Annotated in this window: 21 protein-coding genes; 9 read left to right on the top strand and 12 right to left on the bottom strand. The window is 70.0% G+C overall.

The window, feature by feature from the left end:
- The first annotated feature begins 60 nt into the window (after positions 1 to 60).
- The 3 genes from G401_RS42510 to G401_RS0100175 all read left to right on the top strand — a co-directional run bounded on the left by G401_RS42510 (position 61) and on the right by G401_RS0100175 (position 2255).
- Entirely contained in the window at positions 61 to 537 is a 477-nt protein-coding gene (locus G401_RS42510) for a MarR family winged helix-turn-helix transcriptional regulator (RefSeq protein WP_211240633.1), read from the top strand.
- A 121-nt stretch (positions 538 to 658) separates the two neighbouring features.
- Entirely contained in the window at positions 659 to 1018 is a 360-nt protein-coding gene (locus tag G401_RS0100180) for a HesB/IscA family protein (RefSeq protein WP_027340895.1), read from the top strand.
- Between the two features lie 247 nt (positions 1019 to 1265).
- Entirely contained in the window at positions 1266 to 2255 is a 990-nt protein-coding gene (locus G401_RS0100175) for a carbohydrate kinase family protein (protein ID WP_027340894.1), read from the top strand.
- Between the two features lie 96 nt (positions 2256 to 2351).
- Here the strand turns inward: G401_RS0100175 and G401_RS0100170 are convergent, their stop codons facing one another.
- From G401_RS0100170 to G401_RS0100160, 3 genes are all read right to left on the bottom strand, one after another.
- Positions 2352 to 3878 carry an endo-1,4-beta-xylanase gene (locus G401_RS0100170; RefSeq protein WP_027340893.1) on the bottom strand — a complete coding sequence of 509 codons (1527 nt, stop codon included), beginning with the start codon at positions 3876 to 3878 and terminating at the stop codon, positions 2352 to 2354.
- A gap of 135 nt (positions 3879 to 4013) precedes the next feature.
- Entirely contained in the window at positions 4014 to 4226 is a 213-nt protein-coding gene (locus G401_RS0100165) for a sulfurtransferase TusA family protein (protein WP_027340892.1), read from the bottom strand.
- Positions 4223 to 5383, bottom strand: coding sequence for a cysteine desulfurase family protein (locus tag G401_RS0100160; RefSeq protein WP_027340891.1), 1161 nt, complete (start codon positions 5381 to 5383; stop codon positions 4223 to 4225). Before G401_RS0100160 ends, G401_RS0100165 begins: the two co-directional genes overlap by 4 nt.
- A gap of 147 nt (positions 5384 to 5530) precedes the next feature.
- On the opposite strand from G401_RS0100160, the gene ctaC reads away from it, so the two are divergent.
- Together ctaC and G401_RS0100150 are read left to right on the top strand one after the other, a co-directional pair.
- A complete protein-coding gene (gene ctaC, locus G401_RS0100155; protein WP_084556649.1) occupies positions 5531 to 6451 on the top strand; it encodes an aa3-type cytochrome oxidase subunit II in 921 nt (306 codons plus the stop codon).
- An 11-nt stretch (positions 6452 to 6462) separates the two neighbouring features.
- Entirely contained in the window at positions 6463 to 6888 is a 426-nt protein-coding gene (locus tag G401_RS0100150; RefSeq protein WP_027340889.1) for a cytochrome c oxidase subunit 4, read from the top strand.
- A 71-nt stretch (positions 6889 to 6959) separates the two neighbouring features.
- On the opposite strand, the gene trpD is transcribed toward G401_RS0100150, so the two are convergent.
- The 3 genes from trpD to G401_RS42505 are packed head-to-tail and all read right to left on the bottom strand — an operon-like array spanning position 6960 to position 9550.
- On the bottom strand, positions 6960 to 8030 hold the full coding sequence (gene trpD / locus G401_RS0100145; protein ID WP_027340888.1) for an anthranilate phosphoribosyltransferase: 1071 nt from the start codon (positions 8028 to 8030) through the stop codon (positions 6960 to 6962).
- Positions 8031 to 8073: 43 nt separating this feature from the next.
- The gene (locus tag G401_RS0100140) at positions 8074 to 8481 is read right to left on the bottom strand and encodes a response regulator (RefSeq protein WP_027340887.1); all 408 of its coding nucleotides are present in this window, start codon (positions 8479 to 8481) and stop codon (positions 8074 to 8076) included.
- A 49-nt stretch (positions 8482 to 8530) separates the two neighbouring features.
- Entirely contained in the window at positions 8531 to 9550 is a 1020-nt protein-coding gene (locus G401_RS42505) for a cytochrome c oxidase assembly protein (protein WP_084556648.1), read from the bottom strand.
- A 131-nt stretch (positions 9551 to 9681) separates the two neighbouring features.
- On the opposite strand from G401_RS42505, the gene ctaE reads away from it, so the two are divergent.
- The 4 genes from ctaE to qcrB are packed head-to-tail and all read left to right on the top strand — an operon-like array spanning position 9682 to position 13932.
- A complete protein-coding gene (gene ctaE, locus G401_RS0100130; RefSeq protein WP_027340886.1) occupies positions 9682 to 10299 on the top strand; it encodes an aa3-type cytochrome oxidase subunit III in 618 nt (205 codons plus the stop codon).
- A 35-nt stretch (positions 10300 to 10334) separates the two neighbouring features.
- The gene (gene qcrC, locus G401_RS0100125) at positions 10335 to 11192 is read left to right on the top strand and encodes a cytochrome bc1 complex diheme cytochrome c subunit (protein ID WP_051365949.1); all 858 of its coding nucleotides are present in this window, start codon (positions 10335 to 10337) and stop codon (positions 11190 to 11192) included.
- Positions 11189 to 12331 (top strand): cytochrome bc1 complex Rieske iron-sulfur subunit, encoded by a 1143-nt coding sequence (gene qcrA, locus G401_RS0100120; protein ID WP_027340884.1) that lies wholly within the window; start codon positions 11189 to 11191, stop codon positions 12329 to 12331. Before qcrC ends, qcrA begins: the two co-directional genes overlap by 4 nt.
- Entirely contained in the window at positions 12328 to 13932 is a 1605-nt protein-coding gene (gene qcrB / locus G401_RS0100115) for a cytochrome bc1 complex cytochrome b subunit (protein WP_027340883.1), read from the top strand. The genes qcrA and qcrB overlap by 4 nt, the downstream gene beginning before the upstream one ends.
- Before the next feature lie 873 nt (positions 13933 to 14805).
- Here qcrB and G401_RS42500 read toward each other — a convergent pair.
- From G401_RS42500 to G401_RS0100085, 6 genes are all read right to left on the bottom strand, one after another.
- Positions 14806 to 15627 carry an alpha/beta hydrolase family protein gene (locus G401_RS42500; RefSeq protein WP_034590348.1) on the bottom strand — a complete coding sequence of 274 codons (822 nt, stop codon included), beginning with the start codon at positions 15625 to 15627 and terminating at the stop codon, positions 14806 to 14808.
- 38 nt (positions 15628 to 15665) lie between these two features.
- Positions 15666 to 15950 carry an Lrp/AsnC family transcriptional regulator gene (locus G401_RS0100105; protein ID WP_027340882.1) on the bottom strand — a complete coding sequence of 95 codons (285 nt, stop codon included), beginning with the start codon at positions 15948 to 15950 and terminating at the stop codon, positions 15666 to 15668.
- A 9-nt stretch (positions 15951 to 15959) separates the two neighbouring features.
- On the bottom strand, positions 15960 to 16763 hold the full coding sequence (locus G401_RS0100100; protein ID WP_034590346.1) for a nucleotidyltransferase family protein: 804 nt from the start codon (positions 16761 to 16763) through the stop codon (positions 15960 to 15962).
- Positions 16763 to 17332: an NUDIX hydrolase gene (locus tag G401_RS56580; protein WP_034590344.1), complete on the bottom strand. Its 570-nt coding sequence runs from the start codon at positions 17330 to 17332 to the stop codon at positions 16763 to 16765. Before G401_RS56580 ends, G401_RS0100100 begins: the two co-directional genes overlap by 1 nt.
- Positions 17329 to 19287 carry a RelA/SpoT family protein gene (locus G401_RS55495; RefSeq protein ID WP_051365948.1) on the bottom strand — a complete coding sequence of 653 codons (1959 nt, stop codon included), beginning with the start codon at positions 19285 to 19287 and terminating at the stop codon, positions 17329 to 17331. Before G401_RS55495 ends, G401_RS56580 begins: the two co-directional genes overlap by 4 nt.
- Before the next feature lie 148 nt (positions 19288 to 19435).
- Positions 19436 to 21280 (bottom strand): DEDD exonuclease domain-containing protein, encoded by a 1845-nt coding sequence (locus G401_RS0100085; protein WP_281174123.1) that lies wholly within the window; start codon positions 21278 to 21280, stop codon positions 19436 to 19438.
- Positions 21281 to 21292 lie beyond the last annotated feature (12 nt).

Raw genomic sequence — 21292 nt, 5'->3', positions numbered from 1 at the left:
AACAATGCGCAAGCAATAAATTCCTTCGCATGTTGTGCAGCTGCATGCTAGGATCGCCCCGTGACCGACGGAGCCGCCCTCTCCACTACAGGCACGCAGCCGCGCCCGCACCGGCTGCAGGACCAGACGCCGCTGCAGGTCCGGCAGTGGCGCGACCTCGCGCGCCTGTTCACGACAACCTCGTGCCAGCTCGACAAGGCCCTGCACGAACAGCACGGGATCGGCATGAGCGAGTTCGAGATCCTCGACCGGCTGGCCGAGGCCGACGACTGCGCCGCCCGCATGCAGGAGCTCGCCGACGAGGTGCACCTCAGCCAGAGCGCCCTGTCGCGGGCCGTCGACCGGCTGGAGCGGGAGGGCCTCGTCGCCCGCGCCTCCTGCTCGACCGACCGCCGCGGCGTCTTCGTGAACATCACCGAGGACGGCCGCGCCCGCTGGCGGGACGCCTGCCCCACGCAGCGCGCCGTGCTCGCCACCACCTTGAGCTCGGAGACGGGCGCGCAGACCGAACCGGCGGCCACGGCCGCCACAGCGTGAACAACAGCAACACGCCACCCGGGCAGTCCGGGTCGCCGACCGGGAATCGTCGCCGGCGAGCTAGCGTTGGCTTTGAGAAGGCGTCGGCAAGATGACGATCGCAAGAGATCAGGGAGCACTCGTGAGCACTTCTACCACCGACTCGCAGGGCACTGCGACCGGCATCAACCTCACCGAGGTCGCGGCTGTCAAGGTCAAGGCCCTGCTGGAGCAGGAGGGCCGTGACGACCTTCGCCTGCGTGTGGCCGTCCAGCCCGGCGGTTGCTCGGGCCTGCGCTACCAGCTCTTCTTCGACGAGCGCGATCTCGACGGGGACGTCGTCGCCGACTTCGGCGGTGTCGAGGTCGTGACCGACCGGATGAGCGCGCCGTACCTCTCGGGCGCCACGATCGACTTCGCGGACCGCATCGACGCGCAGGGCTTCACCATCGACAACCCCAACGCGCAGGGCTCCTGCGCCTGCGGCGACAGCTTCCACTAGTACCTCCATCAAGATCCTGGCGTACGCTTTCGGATCTTGACGGGTCCGCGGAAGCCACCCGAACACCGAACCGCCGCGTCCTTCGGGGCGCGGCGGTTTCGCTTGTCCGGCCCCGGATCGGTGGCCGCCTCACGGGGTGCGCGGCAGCTCGGGCGGTGCGGCCGATCGAGATCATGGATTACGGGCCGGTAGGCTGGCACGGCCGTTGCGTGAACACCGGCCGTCCAGTGAATTCCCGAGGAGCGCTATGAAGATCGCCGTGACCGGCTCGATCGCCACCGACCACCTGATGCACTTTCCGGGGCGCTTCGCCGACCAGCTGATCGCCGACCAGCTGGACAAGGTCTCGCTCTCGTTCCTCGTCGACGACCTGGTGGTACGCCGTGGCGGCGTGGCCGCGAACATCGCGTTCGGCATGGGCCAGCTCGGGTTGCGGCCGATCCTGCTCGGCGCGGTCGGCGCCGACTTCGCGGACTACCGCTCGTGGCTGGAGCGGCACAACGTCGACTGCGCCTCGGTGCACGTGAGCGAGATCGCACACACGGCCCGGTTCGTCTGCACCACGGACGAGGACCAGTGCCAGGTCGCCTCCTTCTACGCCGGTGCGATGTCCGAGGCGCGCAACATCGAGCTGCGGCCGGTCGCGGACCGCGTCGGCGGCCTCGACCTGGTGATCGTCGGCGCCAACGACCCGGCGGCCATGGTGCGCCACTCGCAGGAGTGCCGCGAGCGCGGGTACGCCTTCGCCGCCGACCCCTCCCAGCAGCTGGCCCGGATGGGCGGCGAGGACGTGCTCGGCCTGATCGACGGCGCGGCGTACCTGCTGACCAACGAGTACGAGAAGTCGCTGCTGGAGCAGAAGTCGGGGCTGACCGCCGACCAGGTGCTCGACCGCGTCGCGGTACGCGTCACGACCCTCGGCAAGAACGGCGTCGAGATCACCGGCCGGGACCTGGAGCGCATTCACGTGCCGGTGGCCCGCGAGATCACGGCGTACGACCCGACGGGTGTGGGGGACGGCTTCCGGGCCGGGTTCTTCACCGGCCTGTCCTGGGGTCTGGGTCTGGAGCGGTCGGCCCAGGTCGGCGCCCTGCTCGCCACCCTGGTCCTGGAGACCATCGGTACGCAGGAGTACGACGTGCGCGCCGATCTCTTCCTCAAGCGGCTGGCCGAGTCCTACGGTGACGCCGCCGCCGACGAGGTCCGCCCGCACCTGGCGGACCGCCCCCAGCAGTAGGCGCCGCAAAGAACGGACGACGGCCCGGCCTCTCCCCGGAGGCCGGGCCGTCGTGTCAGGATCGCCGGCCGTCCGGTGACGGCGGCCGGCGAAGGATCAGGAGCAGGCCACGTTGTTCAGGGTGAACGACGTCGGGCTCGTGTAGCTGCCCGTCCACCGGCCGTTGAAGCCGATGCCGATCGAGGCGCCGGCCGCGATGGCGCTGTTGTAGGACACGTTCGTCGCGGTGACGGCCTGGCCGCTGACGGCGTACGTGGCGCTCCAGCCGGACTGGGTCAGCGTCTGCCCGGACGGCAGCGAGAACTTCAGCGACCAGCCGCTGATCGGCGTACTGCCGGTGTTGGTGATGGTGATGTTGGCGGTGAAGCCGCCGACGCCGGCGCTCTCGGTCCACGGGCTCGCGGCGTAGACGACCTTGCAGCCGCCGCCGGGGTTCGGCGAGGTCGACGGCGAGGCCGAGGGCGACACGGACGGCGACGGCGACGCGGAGCGTGAGGCCGACGGGGACGGCGAGGCCGACGAGGACGCCGAGGCGGACGGCGACGGCGAGGTCAGGCCGAGGGCCGCCGCGATCGCCGAGTACGCGGGCTTCTTCAGCAGGTTCTCATCCCACGGCAGCGCCGAACCCTGGCCGGAGAACGTGCCGGGCACCCACGAGTACTTGTCGGTGTAGTCCCAGATGGTGATGCCGACGCAGCGGGTGACGCCGATGCAGGCGTTGACGACGTTGGTGTAGTACTGGTTCTGCGTGGCGACCTTGCTGCTGTCGGCCGGCAGGACCATGCGCACGTCCAGCTCGGTGATGGCCACGTCGAGGCCGAGGGCCGCGAAGCGCTGCAGGTTGGCCTGCATGTTGGTGGGGAAGCCGTACTGCACGGCGAGGTGGCCCTGGAAGCCGACGCCGTCGATCGGTACGCCCTGCGACTTCAGCGACGACACGAGGCTGTACATGGCGTCGGCCTTGGCCCCGGTGCCGTCGATGTTGTAGTCGTTGATGTAGAGCTTGGCGGTCGGGTCGGCCGCGCGCGCGGTGCGGAACGCGTCGGCGATGTACGCCGTACCCATCGCGTTGTAGAACGGGCTGGTCCGGTAGGTGCCGTCGTCGTTGAAGGGCTCGTTGACGACGTCCCAGGAGTAGACCTTGCCCTTGTAGTGGGTGGCCTCCTGGGTGATGTGGTTCTCCATCGCCGCCTGGACCGAGGCGGCCGGCAGGCTGGAGACCCAGCCGGGCAGCTGGTTGTGCCACACGAGGGTGTGCCCGCGCACGATCTGGTTGTGGGCCTGGGCGAACGTCACGATGGCGTCGCCCTTGGTGAAGTTGAAGGTGTTCTGCGTGGGCTCGATCGTGTCCCACTTCATCGAGTTGCCGGGCGTGATCGAGCCGAACTCGCTGCCGAGGATGGTCGTGTACGGGGTGTCGGACAGCTCGCCGTTGTCGGTGGCGGAGCCGAAGTAGACCCGGCCCTTGTTGACCATCAGCTGGTGCAGCGTCGGGTCGGCGGCCCGGGCGGGCGTCGGACCGGTGGACATCGTGGCGACGAGGAGGGCCGCGGCTGCGGCGGCCGATCCGATGATGACGGCACGCCACAGGGCCGGCCTGGGCGTGCGGGAGTACGCGGACATGCGAAGACCTCCGGGGCGATCCCCGTCGCGGGCGTGCGGCGGGGCGGATGACGGGCCACCCCCGTGGAGTAGGGGCAGGCGTCCTCTATGGAAGCGCTCCCAATCGCACTTGTCAATCGTTGCCGTACGCCGTCGTCAGGCGATTCGGCGTACGTCGTAGGTGTTTTCGGCGGGCGATCCGACGAACTCCTGGCCGCGCATCCGGCACCACGCCGGGATGTCCAGAGCGGCGGCGGGGTCGTCGGCGAGAACCCGGACGACGTCGCCGACGGCCACCTCCGGTACGCGCCGGGCGAGGGCGATCACCGGCAGGGGACACCGCTGCCCGAGGCAGTCCAGCTCGATCACAGGCCCACCACCCCGGCCTCGGCCCGGAGTTCGGCGACGATCCCGGGCAGCTCGATCAGGAAGCGTTCGACCTGCTCATCGGTGGTGTCGCGGTGCAGGGAGACGCGTACGTTGCCGTGCGACAGGGCGCCCATCGCCTCCAAGACGTGCGAGGGCCGCAGCGTCGAGGAGGTGCACGACGAACCCGAGGACACCGCGAAGCCGCGGCGGTCCAGCGCGTACAGCAGGGACTCGCCGTCCACATAGAGGCAGGAGAACGTGACGATGTGCGGGGCGCGGTCGTCCGGGTCGCCGACGATCTCCACGTCGGGCACCGTCGCCGCCACCCGCGTACGGATGCGGTCCACCAGCTCGCGCTGCCGCTTCGCCTCACCCGCCGCCTCGGCCTGGGCCGCGCGCAGGGCCACGGCCGCCGCGACGATCGCCGGCAGGTCCGGCGCGCCGGGCCCGTAGCCGGCCGCCCGCTCGGGCTGCGACCAGGCCGCCGACCCCGGCGGATCGAACCGCACACCCGTCCGTACCACCAGCACGCCCACCCCGCCGGGCCCGCCCCACTTGCGCGCGCTCGCGGTGAGCAGGCTCCAGCCCGGCGCCACCGGCAGCCGTCCCACCAGGACGGAGGCATCCACCATCAGGGGTACGCCGGCAGCCGCGCACGCCTCGGCCGCCGCGGACAGGGGCTGGGCGGTCCCGACCTCGTGACTGGCCGCGATGAGTGCGGCCAACGCCACACCATCGGCCGAGACCGCTGCCCGCCAGGCGTCCGGATCGATGCGGCCCAGCCGGTCGACCGGCACACTCACAGCCTCACCACCAGCGGAAACGTGTTCCTCGGCGGCGTGCAGCACGGCTGAGTGCTCGATCGCCGAGTGCGCGAACACCCGTCCCGTACGCCGCCGGCCGGCGAGTCCTCCCAGGACGGCCCGGCGTACCGCGTCGGTCCCGTTGGCGGTGAACGTGACCTCGGGTACGCGTACACCCAGGCATTCCGCGACGGCGGCCCGCGCCGCGTCGAGGAGCTGGCGGGCGCGGCGGGCCTGCGTGTAGAGGCGGGCGGGGTCGGACCAGCCGTCCGACAGGGCTGCTAGCAGGGCTTCCCGGGCGGCCGGATGCAACGGCGCCGCCGTGGCTGAGTCGAGATAAGCCTGGTCAGGCATATGCTCACGGTACCGCTCCGGGCCGGGCGTCCCGGACACGCCGACCCCCAGCCGGAAACCGGACGCATGGTCGAGTAGTGTGCGGACCTGTCGACAGACGCCCTGCCGGCCAGGCCGGCGGGGTGGCGCAAGGGAGGCAGGATCCAGGTGGTTGCAGGTCGGTCGCGCGCGCGGAAACTGAGCGTGAGCGCAGTCGCCGTCGGAGCTCTGGCGCTTCTCGCCGGTTGCTCCGCCCAGGACGTCGGCAAGGCTTTCGGTGGCTTCGGCTGGCCCGAAGGCGGTGTCACGCCGCAGTCCCAGCAGATGTACGACATGTGGATCTGGTCGGTGATCGCGGCGCTCGTCGTCGGCGTCTTCGTCTGGGGCCTCATCTTCTGGTGCATCATCGTGTACCGCAAGCGGGCCGGCGGCCCGAGCCTGCCGACGCAGACCCGGTTCAACCTCCCGATCGAGGTTCTCTACACGGTTCTGCCGTTCCTCGTCATCGCGGTGCTCTTCTACTACACCGCGGTCATCCAGACGAACGTGAACAAGGTTTCGGCCAACCCCGACGTCACCGTCGAGGTCGTCGCGTTCAAGTGGAACTGGCAGTTCAACTACATGACCGCGCCGGACACCGACCCGAACGCCGCGCCCGTCGCGACGACCACCGGGGCCAGTGACTACATCCCGGTGCTGGTCCTGCCGGTCGGGCGGACCATCCGCATCGAGGAGACCAGCAAGGACGTCATCCACTCGTTCTGGGTGCCGGACCTGCTGTTCAAGCGGGACGTCTTTCCCGGCAACGTGCGCAACGTCTTCGAGGTCACCATCGACCAGGAGGGCTCGTACGTCGGCCGCTGCGCCGAGCTGTGCGGCACCTACCACTCGATGATGAACTTCGAGGTGCGGGCGGTCTCGCCGGAGAAGTACCAGCAGTTCCTCGCGGCCAAGAAGGCCGGCAAGACGACGCCCCAGGCGCTGGGCGTGATCGGCTTCGACGCGGAGCACCAGTACGCGACGACGACGGAGCCGTTCAACGTCAAGAAGGAATCCGAGCAGGTGCCGGCGAACTACAGCGGGAATTGAGGGAGTCGGCGATGAAGGCTGAATGGCGCATCTTCGGTGGCGTGGCGCTCTTCCTGGCACTGGTCATGCCGGTGTACGCCTGGTGGAGCAACCACGACCTGGGCCATGTCGACTGGGTCGGCAGCACGGCGCTCGTGATGTCCACGCTGCTCTGCGCGATGTGCGCCGGGTACTTCTGGTTCGTCTCGCGGCGGATCGACCCGCGCCCGGAGGACCGCTACGACGCGGAGATCGCCGACGGCGCCGGTGAGATCGGCTTCTTCTCGCCGGGCAGCTACTGGCCCTTCGGCATCGCGGCCTTCGCGACCGTCGCCGGCGTCGGCATGGTGTTCTGGATGGTCTGGCTGATCGTGGTCGGCCTGATCGGCGTCATCCTGGCGGCCTGCGCGATGATCTTCGAGTACTACACGGGCACCCGGCGTACCGCGGAACACTGACCGCGGAACACGAGCCACAGACGGAAGAACGGCCGCTCTCCTCCGGGAGGGCGGCCGTTCTCGTCGTCGCTTTACCGCCTGTTGGCGACCTCGACCCAGCGGGCGAGGACCTTGGCGGCCGCGCCGGAGTCGATCGACTCGGCGGCCCGGGCGATGCCCTCCCGGAGATCGTCGGCGAGCTGCCGGTCCGGGTCGGCGTACGCGGGCCGGCCCACCCCGGCGGCGGCCACGAGAGCGGCCGCGGAGTTGACGAGCACGGCGTCGCGGATCGGGCCGGTCTCACCCGCCAGCAGGCGCCGGGCGGCAGCGGCGTTGAAAGCCACGTCACCGCCCTTGAGATCACCGGGGGCACTCCGGGGCAGGCCGAGGTCCGCCGAGTCGACGGTGGCCGTGTGAACGGCGCCGCCGCGTACCAGGTGGACGGTCGTGGGGGCGGCGGTCGTGAACTCGTCCAGCCCGTCCTCGCCGTGCACGACGAGAACGCTGTCGTCGCGGTCCCGGAACACGCCCGCGACGGTCGCGGCGAGCCGGCCGTCGGCGACCCCGACCGCACCTGCGCGCGGCCGGGCCGGGTTGCTCAGCGGGCCGAGCAGGTTGAACGCCGTCGGTACGCCGAGCTCCCGCCGGGTCGGACCGGCGTGGCGCATCCCCGGGTGGAACCGGGCGGCGAAGCAGAAGCCGATGCCGGCCTCCTCGACGCAGCGGGCCACGGCCTCGGGGCCGAGTTCGAGCGGGATGCCGAAGTGCTCCAGCAGGTCGGCGCCGCCGCACAGGGACGAGGCCGCGCGGTTGCCGTGCTTGACCACGGTGACCCCGGCCCCGGCCACCACGAGGGCGGACATGGTGGAGATGTTCACGGTGTGCGCGCCGTCGCCGCCGGTGCCGACGACGTCCACGGCCGCGGCCCGCTGGGCGTCGGTCAGCGGGACCGGCGGCGCGATGCGCAGCATGGTCGAGGCCAGCCCGGCCAGCTCGGCGGATGTCTCGCCCTTCGCGCGCAGCAGCAGGGCGAACCCGGCGATCTGCGCGGAGGTCGCGGACCCCGCCATGATCTCCTCCATCGCCCAGCTGGCGTCGTCGGCGGAGATCTCGCCCGCGCGCAGGAGTCCGGCGAGCAGGCTGGGCCAGGTGCGGTCGCCCATCAGGGCCTCCCGAAATGTCGAGCGAGGGCGGCGGACAGGCGCCCTACGCGGAAGCCGGCGTGCGGTCGCGCAGCAGCTCGGCGACGGTACGCCCGGTCGTCACGGGGTCGAGCGGGTGCACCAGGGTGGCGGTGACCTTCGCGTACGCGGCGAGCCAGCGGTCGGCCGCCCGCGCGATGACGATGACGGTCGGCGGGGTGTCGGCGATCTCGTCGTGCAGCTGGCGGGCGATCCCGATGCCGCCGGCCGGCGCGGCCTCACCGTCGAGGACGAGCAGGTCGATCTCGAAGTCGTCGACGAGGCGTACGCACTCGGCGTAGGTCGAGGCGTCGACGAACTCGACGGCGATGTCGGCCGCCGGGTGCTTGCCGATGGCCAGGCGCATGCTGTCGCGGACCGCCGGGTCGTCGCTGTAGAGCAGGACGGTGTGCCGGTTCGGTTCTGCGCTCATCTCGGGCTCCCGCGGGGTCGTACGCGCTGCGCCGGGTTGGTCGGCGGCGCTAGCTGGTCGCTGCCCGCTGATCGTACTCGGCGCCCTGCGGCTGTGTGAGCGTGGTCATGTCCGGCCCCGGACCGCCCTCTTCCGGGGCGGTTTCCCCCTTCTCCGCCGCCCGGGCGGCGGCCGCCGCGGCGAGCGCCTCCTCGCGGTCGAGGGCGCGGTCGATCCGGCGCGCCTCCCGTTCGGAGTGGCGGACCCACTGCACGACGAGCACCGCGAGCATCGTCACGCTGACGAGCTCGCCGCCGGCCCACAGGACACCGCCCGCGGTCACCTGGTCGGCGTGCGGATCCGCCCAGCTCAGGTGCAGTGAGGGGTAGTAATCGCCGGCGAGGAGCAACTGCTGCTGCATGATGGTCAGCCCGAGCACGGTGTGAAAAGGGACACTCAGGACCATCAGCAGAGCGCGGCCCGGATGCGGCCAGCGCCCCGGCAACGGGTCCAGCCCCAGCAGCGGCCAGAAGAACAGGCAGCCCGTCGCGATGAAATGGGCGTGCATCACCTCGTGCAGCCACGGGTGCTCCAGCGTCGCCCGGTACAGGTGGCTGAAGTAGAGGACGAACGGGTTCGCCACGAAGATCGCGTACGCCACCAGGGGAAACGCCAGGACACGGGCGACTCGGCTGTGGATGGCACCCAGCAGCGCGGCGCGCGGTTTCTTCGGCAGGGTACGCAGAGCGAGCGTGACCGGCGCGCCCAGCGCGAGGAAGATCGGGGCCACCATGCCGAGCACCATGTGCTGCACCATGTGCACGCTGAGCAGGGTGGTGTCGTACGCGCCGATGCCGCTCAGGGTCACGAAGGCGATGGAGCCGAGCCCGCCCCCGACGAACAATGCGGTACGCGTCACGGGCCACGCGTCGCCGCGCGCCTTGAGCCGGTGGACGCCGTAGAGATAGAGCCCGGCCGCGAGGAGCAGACCCGCCGCGAGCCAGCCGTCCACGGTCCACCGGGTGAAGACGGCGGCCGCGGTGAACGGCGGGAGTTCGGTGTTTGCCAAGGTAGAGGCGATCGGGGGCACGATCCGAGGCTAGTCCTGGCGGATATGAGCGCACCCGCCGGGTCCGGTGCGCAGCGCCACTGCTCGGCGACACGCGGTCAGAAAGGGCACCCCGACGCGGTTCGATGCTGGTCGCGGATAATAATGACCGCGTGACTGCGGCCCCAGCTATTGCCAAGAGCGGGATTCACTCACTGACCAGGCCCAACATGGTCAGCGTAGGAACCATCGTCTGGCTCTCCAGCGAACTGATGTTCTTCGCGGCGCTGTTCGCGATGTACTTCTCCATCCGCGCGGCAGCGTACGACCAGTGGCGGGAACACTTCCCGCGGCTGAACCTGCCCTACGCCCTCGTCTTCACGACGATCCTGGTGCTGTCCTCGGTGACCTGCCAGATGGGCGTGTTCGCGGCGGAGAAGGGCGACGTGCACGCCCTGCGGCGATGGTTCACCCTCACCTTCGTGATGGGTCTCATCTTCGTTCTGGGCCAGGCGAACGAGTACCGCAACCTCGTCGAAGAGGGCGTCAAGATCAACGGTGACGGCTACGGGTCGATGTTCTACCTCACGACCGGCTTCCACGGGCTGCACGTGTGCGGCGGCCTGCTCGCCTTCATCGTCTACATGATCCGCACGACGATGGGGCGGTTCACTCCGGCGCAGGCCACCTCGGCGATCGTCGTGTCGTACTACTGGCACTTCGTCGACGTCGTGTGGATCGGCCTGTTCTTCATGATCTATCTGCTGGAGCGGATCGGCGGCCTTTCATGAGCCGCCGCCCGTCCGCGGATGTGGACCCCGAGGGTATGACCATGACAACGGAATCCGGCGGCAAGACCGCCGCCCGGCTGAGGCGGCTGGTCAGCGTGGCCCCCCGCAAGCGGGGCAAGGCCACGCGCCGGCTGAGCGCCGCGCTGCGGATGCTCGCCGCGCTCGTCTTCGCCGGCGGCCTGTACATGGCCGTCGCGCCGGCGTCGTCGGCGGCGGACAACCCGCCGCTGTCGCGCCAGGCCGAGGACGGCAAGGCCCTGTTCGACCAGAACTGCATCTCCTGCCACGGCAGCAACGCCCAGGGCGTGGACGGCCGCGGCCCGAGCCTGATCGGTGTCGGCTCCGCCTCGGTGGAGTTCCAGGTCACCACCGGCCGGATGCCCGCCGCCCGCCAGGAGGCCCAGGTCCCGCGCAAGCGTCCCTTCTGGGGCGGCGAGGAGCTGGACAACAACGCCAAGGCGCTCGGCCAGTACATCCAGGAGCTCGGCGGCGGACCGCAGCTGCCCGCCGGCACCGATTTCGCGTCGCAGGGCGACATCGCCCGGGGCGGCGAGCTCTTCCGGATCAACTGTGCCTCCTGCCACGCCTTCTCGGCCGGCGGCGGCGCGCTGTCCAGCGGCAAGTACGCGCCGAGTCTCAAGGAAGCGACCGATCGCGAGATGTACGCCGCGATGCTGACCGGCCCGCAGAACATGCCGGTGTTCGGCGACAACCAGCTGACGCCGCAGCAGAAGACGGACATCATCGCGTACGTGCAGGGCATGAAGTCCGACCAGGACCCGGGCGGCTGGGGACTCGGCCGCTTCGGCCCCGTCACGGAGGGTCTCGCGATCTTCCTCGTGGGCATCGTCGCGCTGGTCTTCGCCACCCTCTGGATTGCGGGGAAGTCATGAGCCACGAACCCGGGCACGGTACGCCCGCCGTGGACCTGTCCGCGGACAACCTGACCAACAGGCAGATCCTCGAGGCCGGCCTGCGCCGGGACGACATCGAGATCGTGCACTACGAGTCGCCGTTCCCGGTGCCGGGCACGAAGGCCGAGCGGCGCATCGAGCGCCTCGTGGCGTTCCTGTTCTTCCTGGCCGGCGCCGGTGCGATCGCGTTCGTCGCGGTCTACATCTGGGGACCGTTCAATCCGGACGAGTACACGTTCGGCTCCGGCGGCGAGGACTGGTACACCCCGGCCCTCGGCTTCTGCCTGGCGCTGGCGCTGTTCGGCATCGGCATGGGCGTCCTCGTCTACGGCCGCAAGCTGCTGCCGCACGAGATCGCCATCCAGGACCGCCACGACGGCGCGTCGAGCGACGACGACCGCAAGATCGCGGCCGGCACGCTGGGCTTCATCGGCGAGGAGCTGGGCATCCAGCGCCGTCCGCTGATCAAGGCCACGCTCGGCCTCGGCGGTCTGGGCCTCGGCCTCGCCGCGGCGGCGGTGCCGATCGGCATGATGATCAAGGATCCGCACCCGACGGCCGAGCACCCCGAGGACCCGTACTTCGAGACGGGCTTCAACCCCCGCTTCAACGACGGCAAGCCGGTCCGCCTGGTACGCGAGGACTACACCCCGATCCGGCCGGAGGACGTCAGCATCGGCGGCCAGATGACGGCCTTCCCGGGGATCCCCGGTGGGACGACGAACGAGTTCGCCGACTCGCCGATCCTGCTCATCCACCTGCGCGACAACGACGCGCAGACGCTGCGCAGCAACCTGAAGAACTACTCGAAGAACGCCCTGACGAACCCGTCGGACCCGAACTCGGGATCGATGTGGAACAACTTCGTGGTGTATTCGAAGATCTGCACGCACGCCGGTTGCCCGGCCAGCCTGTACGAGCAGCAGACCAACCGCCTGCTGTGCCCCTGCCACCAGTCGCAGTTCCTCATCACCGACAACGCCCGGCCGATCTTCGGGCCGGCCACCCGGCGGCTGCCGATGCTGCCGATCGACGTCGACGGCGAGGGCTACTTCGTGGCGAAGGGTGACTTCGGGGTCGCCATCGGTCCGGCGTTCTGGGAGAGGCCAACACAATGAAGCGTCGCAAGTTTGACGTCAAGGCGCTGCCGGCGGCCACGGCCAACGCCGTGGACGAACGGTTCAAGGCGGCCGGCCCGATCCGGGGTCTGCTCAACAAGGTCTTCCCGGACCACTGGTCGTTCCTGCTGGGTGAGATCGCGCTCTTCTCGTTCATCATCCTGCTGCTCACCGGTACGTTCCTGACCCTGTTCTTCGACCCCTCGATGACCGAGGTCATCTACAACGGCGCCTACGCGCCGCTGCGTGGGCAGGCGATGTCACACGCGTACGCGACGAGCCTCGACATCTCGTTCGCGGTCCGCGGCGGCCTGATCGTGCGGCAGATGCACCACTGGGCGGCGCTGCTGTTCCTGGCGGCGATCGTCGTGCACATGTTCCGGATCTTCTTCACCGGCGCGTTCCGCAAGCCGCGCGAGCTGAACTGGATCATCGGTCTGCTGCTGTTCTGGCTGGGCTTCCTGGAGGGCTTCGCCGGCTACTCGCTGCCGGACGACGCGCTGTCGGGCACCGGTCTGCGGATCGCCACCGGCATCATGCTGTCGATCCCGATCATCGGCACCTGGGTGACGACCTCGCTGTTCGGCGGGGAGTTCCCCGGTCACGTGATCCTCGACCGGCTCTACATCGCGCACGTGCTGCTCGTACCGGGCATCCTGCTGGCGCTCATCACCGTCCACGTGGGACTCGTCTTCGTCCAGAAGCACACCCAGTGGCCGGGGCCGGGGCGTACCAACTCGAACGTGGTCGGCGAGCGGATGTTCCCGCGGTACGCGATCAAGCAGGGCGGGTTCTTCATGCTCGTCTTCGCGGTGGTGGCGTTCCTGGGCGGCCTGTTCCAGATCAACCCGATCTGGCTGTTCGGCCCGTACCGCGCGGCGGTCGTCTCGGCGGGCAGCCAGCCCGACTGGTACGTCATGTTCCTCGACGGCTCGACCCGTCTGATGCCCGCCTGGGAACTGCGGTTCAGCCTGTTCGGCCACGGCTACACGCTGCCGGCGATCTTCTGGCCGACGGTCGTGCTGCCCGGCATCCTGACCGTGCTGCCGCTGATCTACCCGTTCATCGAGGCCCGCAAGAACCGCGACACGAGCCGGCACAACCTGCTCAACCGGCCGCGGGACGTGCCTCAGCGGACGGCGCTCGGCATGATGGCGGTCTCGTTCTACGTCGTGCTGCTGGTCTCCGGCGGCAACGACATCATCGCCGACAAGTTCCACATCAGCCTCAACGCCATGACGTGGGCGGGCCGTATCGCGATCCTGGTCGTGCCGCCGCTCGCGTACTACATCACGCACCGCATCGCCCTCGGCCTGCAGCAGCACGACCGTGAGGTGCTGGCGCACGGCGTCGAGACCGGCATCATCAAGCGCCTGCCCAACGGCGCGTTCGTCGAGATCCACCAGCCGCTCGCGCCGGTGGACGAGCACGGACACCCGGCCCACCTCGACTACGTCGGCTGGACGGTCCCGCGGAAGATGAACCGGCTCGGTGCCCTCGGCCCGGCGATCCGGGGCTTCTTCCGCCCGATCGAGCGGCCCGCGCCGCCGCCGCCCCCGCCGGCACTCCCGGCCAAGGAACGCGACAAGATCGACGCGTAAATTCGGGAAAAGAGGCCCCACCGGTTCGCCGGTGGGGCCTCTTCAGCTTCAAGCCCACAAATCAAGATCAAATTTAGGTCCCGGGTTCGTCGATCTCGCCTCCGCTCCTCCCGCGGGAGACCGCTCCGGCCCCTCCGCTTCGCTCCGAGGCCTCCGCTGCCAGCACAGTGGGGCGAAGCATCATTCACCGTCGTCCAGTCACCGTTTCCACCCGGCCTTTGTCGCGACTGTCCGATACGTCGGAGCCGCCGACGACCACCGGCGGGTCGACCGGCCATCCTCCATATCGGACAGGCAGGACAAAGTCCGGACGGCGCGACCGAGGCTCGGCACGATCGGTTCGGCCGCGAGGTGGTGGGCGGTGATCGAGTGCCCGGAATCTGTAGGTGTGGATCTCCATTGCTTGATCAAGAGCCGGGGATCTGCAAAAACGGGCCGTTTTTGACAGCATCCGGGTACTTGATCAAGCTTTCGCGTCGCGATCAAGCCGAACATCCCTGCGGCCGGTGATCGTTGACCGCTATTACGGCATTCCCAGCCCCCTCAGCGTGATCAAATACCGTCAATACGGCAGGAGAGCGCTCTTTTGCCGCAATAACGGTATTCGATCAAGGGAATCGGCCTCGCAATGCCGTGATGACGGTATTCGATCACGCCGAATCACACCGCAGCCGCGACCTCGCCCCATATCGGACAGTCGCGACAAAGGCCGGGTGGGGGTTGGGTGAAACGGTGACCGGACCGCGGTGAAGGATGCTTCGCCCCACTCAGGTGGCAGTGGAGTCCCCGGAGCGCAGCGATAGGGGCGGAACGGTCTCCCGCGGGAGGAGCGGAGGCGAGATCGGCGAGCCCGGGACAAAAAGATCTTGAACTTTATGGGCGGACCGGGCTGGGGAGCCAGCCGGTGATGTGGCCGACGATCGGGGTGGCCGCGCGGACCCACCGGAAATGGTCGAGGGTACTGCCCGCCTCGGCGTTGGTGACGTGGAGTCGAGTCACCGGTGCGCTGGTCAGGCGAGACGTGAGCTGGTCCGTGGTGGGCGGCGGCGTGTACTGGTCGTCGTCGACGCTGATCGCGAGAACCGGCGTCGTCACCGCGGCCGGATCCGCCCCGAGCGAGGCGGGGAACCGGCCGGTACGCGCCGTGTACGCCCAGTCGCGGATGACGCCACGCGCCTGGCGTCCGCCGAATCCCCAGCCGGGCCAGTACCCGGCGATCGCGGAGATCCCGGCGAGCGACTGGGTGAACGCCCACACGCCGGGGGAGCGGGCGCCGAACAGCCGCCAGTAGGGCAGTCCACATGCGACAAGGACGAGTCCGGCCACGGACGGGTCGAGCGTACGCGCGAGGTGCAGCACGGCCGCCTGCCCGCCGAGACTGTGCCCGACAAGGTACGTGGGCCGGCCGGCCCGGAGCGTGGAGAGTCCGTCGAGGACGGCGGCCACGTCGTCGGCGAGGTCGGCGAGCCCGTAGGTGCTGCGGCGCGAGGCGCGGAAGCCGCTCAGACCGGTGCCGCGCAGATCCGCCGCCGCGACGGCGTACCCGGCGGCGGTGAGCAGGTCGGCGAACGGCCGGTAGTACCGGGCCGGTACGCCCATCGCCGGTACCAGCACGAACAGGGGCGCACCCGGCGTACCTTCGCCGAAAACCGTGACGGCGAGGCGGTCGGACCCGCGGTCGATCTCGATCTGCATGGCCGCCAGCGTAGACGGCCTAAGTTACTAAAGAGTAATCAGTTCTCGGGGAACCCGATCGAGAACGTCTCCTCCAGATCGTGGCGCGAGTACGCCCGGAACGCGATGTGCGTGTCGGTGCCGACGACGCCCGGCGTCTTGGAGATGCTGCCCGCGATGACCTCGGCGATCTGCTCGAACTCCTTGACGCGCACGATCGCGATGAGGTCGACGCCGCCCGCGACCGAGTAGACCTCGCTCACGCCGGGCAGATCGGCCAGGGTCTTCGCGACCTCGGGGATCGAGTCGGTCGCGCAGTCGATGAGAACAATGGCGGTGATCACAGGGCGAGTTTAGACCCGCACGGTGTGCCCCGCCGCGCGGATGGCGCGGGTCAGCTTCTCGCCGCGTTCCACCCGGGCGCCCGGCCAGATCACGGAGTCGTGGACCTCGCCCTCGACCACCGCGCCGGCGCCGATCACGCTGCGCCCGACCGTTCCGGTCACCCGCGCGTCCGGCGCGATCAGGCAGTCCTCGACCTCCAGGAGGTTCGCGTGCAGGTAGCTGGTCGGCGTACCGCAGTCCAGGTACAGCCCGTGCAGACGGATGATCTCCAGCCCGCCCGCCGCCTCCGCGGGGCGCCACGCTTCGCGTACCAGATCGCCGTGCTCCTCCGGCAGCCGCGCGGCCGTCGCCGCGGGCAGGAGCGACATGCCCGCGAAGTCGTAGCCGCCGAACTCGCCCTGATGCCCGACGTGCACCTGGCCCAACATCCGCAGAGTACGCGTATCCCAGCCGTCGAGCAGCGAGGAGATCCTGACGTCCCCGGAGAAGTACGCGTCGGCGTTGAGCACGAGCACCGGCCGGCCGTCGACCCACGAGCGCAGCTTGCCGACACTGCCGGCGCTGCCGAGGAGCTCTTTCTCCACACTCATGTACGCGCGTTCGCCGACGTGCTCGACGACCTGGTCGGCCAGCCAGCAGGCGTTGACGGCGACGTTCCCCGGTCCGGTGAGTCCGATGGAGGCGAGCAGGGCGAGCGCGCGGTCGAGCATGGCCTCGTTGCCGACCGGGCAGAGCGCCTTCGGGCGGATCGTCGTCAGTGGCCGCAGGCGCTGCCCCTCACCGGCGGCGAGGACGATCGCGGCGAGGTTCATCACTGATCCTTCCGGGGCGCGGGCCGCGATCCGGGGAGCCCGCCGGTCGGTTCGTCGGCCGCGTACGGGCCGATCCCGTAGACGCCGAGCAGCCGGCCCGTGGCGACGGTCATCTTCGGCAGGTCGTCGAGGGGATGCCAGGCGGCCTCCCAGACCTCGGCCCCGTCCACGCTCAGCTCGACGCGATCCGGGTCCAGGTCGGCGGTGAACACCGTGTCCACCCAGCGGCCCTTCGTGTGCACCACGGCGTTCGGGTTGGCGGGCAGGAGGTCGGCCGGGTCGATTTCGATGCCGGTCTCCTCGGCGGCCTCGCGTACGGCGCCCTGGGCCGGGGTTTCGCCGCGTTCGAGCAGGCCGGCCGGCAACGACCAGCCCCGGCCGGGCGGCTGGCGCAGCAGCAGCAGCCGGCGCGGCTCGGTGGAGGAGAACAGCAGCACGACCGCGCCGACGGTGTAGGTGGGGGTCGCGATGCGGACCAGGCGGGTCCGGACCTTGGGTGGGAGCCGGTAGAAGACCCCGTACCCGATCGAGGTCAGACGCGTACGCAGAGCGGAACGGCGTGGGCTCACCCGGAGACTGTACTCGGCGCTGCTCCGGGGCCGTTGTCGACCAGCGTGATCAGCTCGTCCACGACGTTGTCGGCCCGCAGCCGGTGGGCGGCGATCGCGACCAGCATGGTGTCCAGGTCCGGGAAGCCGAGGTGCTCGGCCAGCTTGACCAGCCAGTCGTCGTCGGCGAGGCCCCGGGAGCGGCGCCGCAGCGCGAGCCCGAGGGCGGCGCGGCCGATCGCTATCCGGTCGGTGATCGTGCCGGCCGGGTCGTCGTCCACATTGTGTTCCCGGAACCGGCGCCGCAGGTGCAGCTGGGCCTTGGGAGACTGGACGTAGGTCAGCCATTCCTCGAACGGACCGGCGGCCTGCCCGGGCTCGGCTTCGATGATCTCGACGACGTCGCCGTCCACGAGCGTGGCGGACAGCGGCGCCATCTCCCCGTTGACGGCCGCGGCCAGCGTCCGGTCGCCCACGTGCGGCCCCAGGTCGTACGCGACGTCCAGCGGCGTCGAGCCCGAGGGCAGCACGAACGTCCGGCCGCGGGCGATGACCTGGATCTGCCGCTCGGCCAGGTCGCCCCGCAGCGAACGGACGAACTGGGCGGCGTTGGTGGTGTCCTGTTCCAGGTCGAGCACCCGGCGCAGCCATTCGAGGTCGGTGGCCTCGGCCGCGGCGGCGGCGGCCGCGGAGGCGTCCCGCGCGTCGCCCGTGAGCATGCCGAGCATCCCGGCCAGCGGGCGGCGCAGGGACTGGGGGAGGGCCTTGCCCATCGCGATGACGGGCGCGGAGGTCAGGGCGTTGCCGATGGTCTGGCTCAGCTTGTCCGGCAGCACCCGGCTGGGGTAGCGGAACCGGGCGATGATGCCGTACTCGACGTCGCGGTGCATCTGGTCGGTGCGGATCAGCACCTCGACCGGGCGGCTGTCGGGGCCGAGCACGGTCGTGTGCAACGACCGGTAGAGGTTGTTCTTCGGCGAGGCGATGAAGTCCTTGAACCGCCCCGGTACCGGCCGGAACGCGCGGTGGATCGCGCCGAGGGCGGCGTAGCAGTCGGTGTCGGGCCCGTCGACGAGGATCACGATGCGCGGCATGTCCAGCGGCTTGATGTGGTCCCCGACGGCCTTGGTGTCGCGCCAGATCGTGTAGTGGTGGCGGTGGCGCGGCCGGATCTCGGCGTCGACGTCGTCTTTGCGCAGCACGTTCTCGGCGGTCAGGATGATGTGGTCGAGGAAGTCCTTCCAGAGGACCCGCTCCTGCACCACCTGGTCGATCAGCGCGAAGGTCTCCGGTTCCAGGTGCTCCAGGACGACGTCCTCCAGCTCCCGTTTGAGGACCTGGATGCCGAGCCGGTCGCACAGCGGGACGAGGACCTCCTTGGTCGCACCGGCGATCCGGGCCCGGGAGGCGGGCGAGCGCGCGTCGAGCGTACGCATGTTGTGCAGGCGGTCGGCCAGCTTGATGACGAGGACGCGGACGTCCCGGCGGGCGGCGACGATCATCTTGCGGATCGTCTCGGCCTCGGCGATCGCCCCGAAGTGGCCCTTGTCGAACTTGGTCACGCCGTCGACCAGGTGGGCGACCTCGTCGCCGAAGTCGTCACGCAGGGTTTCGAGGGTGTAGTCGGTGTCCTCGACGGTGTCGTGCAGCAGCGCCGCGACCAGCGTAGTCGTGTCCATCCCGAGGTCGGCGAGGATCTGCGCGACGGCCAGCGGATGCGTCACGTAGGGCTCGCCGCTCTTGCGGAACTGCCCCTCGTGATACCGCTTCGCCGTCACGTACGCCTGCCGGACCAGGACGGTGTCGGCGCCCGGATGCACCTGCCGGTGCGCGCGGACGAGAGCGGCCATGGGACTGATGCTGGGAGCCGGCCGGCCGAGCCGGTCGGGGGCGGCGAACCAGGACCGGACCCTGTTCGTGAGCGGCTGCGTCGAGTTGGTCAGCTGTTGCGCGCCCAGGCCGGCATTGACATCCATTGTGGACACCCCCCTCCGGGCCAGTCACGCGGCGCGTCCGGGGAAGGATCGGCGATCTTCAGCGATCGGATCTGATCCTCACGGCCGGACGGGTTCGCTCGTGTCTCTTAAGACTAGTAACGAACGTCTGCGACTTTCGGTCAATACCTCATGCGCTTTCGTTCATCATCCGTGTCCCGGCGGCACTCTCCAAACGGGTCAGAAGGGGCTTCAGTCGCGCTGCGCCACGCGCTGGTGACGCCCAGTCGGCCGACACCTCGACGAGCCGGGTGTTCGGATGCTCCAGCCAGTCGAGGATGCGTTCAGTCTCCTCGGGGGAGGCGCACGGCACCGGACCGGGCTGCGCGGGTGTGACGGTTTCGGCAGTCACGCGGGCCGTCTCCAGGCTGATCCGCGGATGCGTGCCGGGCGGTGCCGTGATCGCGGCGGCGAGCCGGCCGTGCCGCACGATCGCGATCTCCCAGCCGCCGGCCGCGTCCCGCCGGGCGCCGACGACCTCGGCCAGCGCGGTCAGGCCCGACAGCCGCTGCAGCCGGATCACCGCGCGCAGGAAGGCGGTCATCCGGTTGCGCAGGGCGCCGGCCTCCTCGTAGCGCTGGGCGTCCGACAGGCGCCTCAGGCGGCCGAGCAGCGTACGGATCACCGGCTCGGGGTCGCCCGTCACCGCCTCGGCGAACGGGGCGGCGGCCACGTCGGCATATTCCTGGACGGAGACGCGCAGGTCACAAGGGGCATGGCACTTGCCGAGCTCGGCCAGCGCGCAGATCGCCGAGGCGGTCTTCGCCGACAGCTTCGTCGTGCACTGGCGCAGCGGCAGGGCCTCGTAGCACGCGTCGATCGCCGCCTGCGCCGCGTGCCTGCCCTGGAACGGCCCCAGCGCGATGCCCGGGCCCGGCGTCCGCACGAGTGACAGGCGCGGGTACGCCTCGTCGGTCAGCCGCAGCCACCACACCCGGTCCGGATGCTTCGACCGGCGGTTGTAGGGCGGGGCATGGGCCGCGATCAGGCGCAGCTCCCGGACCTGCGCCTCCAGCTGATGCGCGCAGACGACCGAGTCGACCCGATGGGCGATCCGGATCATCTCCGAGATCCGGGCCCGCTTCTCGGCTGCCGTGAAATAGCTGCGTACGCGGGTCGCGATGTTGACGGAGGTGCCGACGTAGAGCGCCCGCTCGTCGGGACCCCGGAAGATGTAGACGCCCGGGGCGTGCGGGAGGCCTTCGGCCAGCGTCCGTTTGGCCCGCTGTTCGGGCGAGACCGCCTTGGCGAACTCGATGGCGTCGCCGAGCGTCCGCACGCGGAAGCTGCCGAGCCGCTCGAACAGCGCGTGCAGCACGTCGACCGTGGCCAGCGCGTCGTCCAGCGCCCGGTGGTTCGGCTGGTGCGGGGTGTGGAAGAAATGGGCCAGCGTGCCGAGTTTCCGGTTGGGGATCTCGTCCTTCGTGATCGCCCGCCGGGCCAGGGCCGCCGTGTCCAGTACGCGCAGCGCCGGCCACGCGTATCCGTGGCGGGCGCACGCGGCCTTGAGGAAACCGACGTCGTAAGGGGCGTTGTGGGCCACGATGACGGTGGAGCGCAGGAACTCCAGCAAACCGGGCAGGACCTCTTCGATCTTCGGCGCGGGCAGCACCATCGCGGTCGTGATTCCGGTGAGGACCGTGATGAACGGCGGAATGGGCTGACCCGGATTGACCAATGTGGCGAACCGGCCGAGTTCCTCGCCGCCGCGGACCTTGACCGCGCCGATCTCGGTGATCCCGTCCCCGTCGTGCGGGCTGCCGCCGGTCGTCTCCAAGTCCAGGACCACGAAGGTCGTGTGGACGAGATCGAGCGCGAACGGGTCGCCCAGGATATCGTCGAAACTCAGCTGCGTGGACTCGGCCGGGCCGGGTTCGGGCTGGGCCGGAACGGGCGGCGGGGGTGCTGCGACGACAGGGACCGAACGGCCCGTCCACGTGGCGGAAGTTTGACCTCGGGGGATCGGGTTGGGCACGATGCGCACCCT

Source organism: Hamadaea tsunoensis DSM 44101 (assembly GCF_000428945.1).
GTDB classification, from domain to species: Bacteria; Actinomycetota; Actinomycetes; order Mycobacteriales; family Micromonosporaceae; genus Hamadaea; species Hamadaea tsunoensis.
The sequence above is the reverse complement of the archived record's forward strand: the minus strand, read 5'-3'. Positions and strand labels throughout refer to the sequence as shown.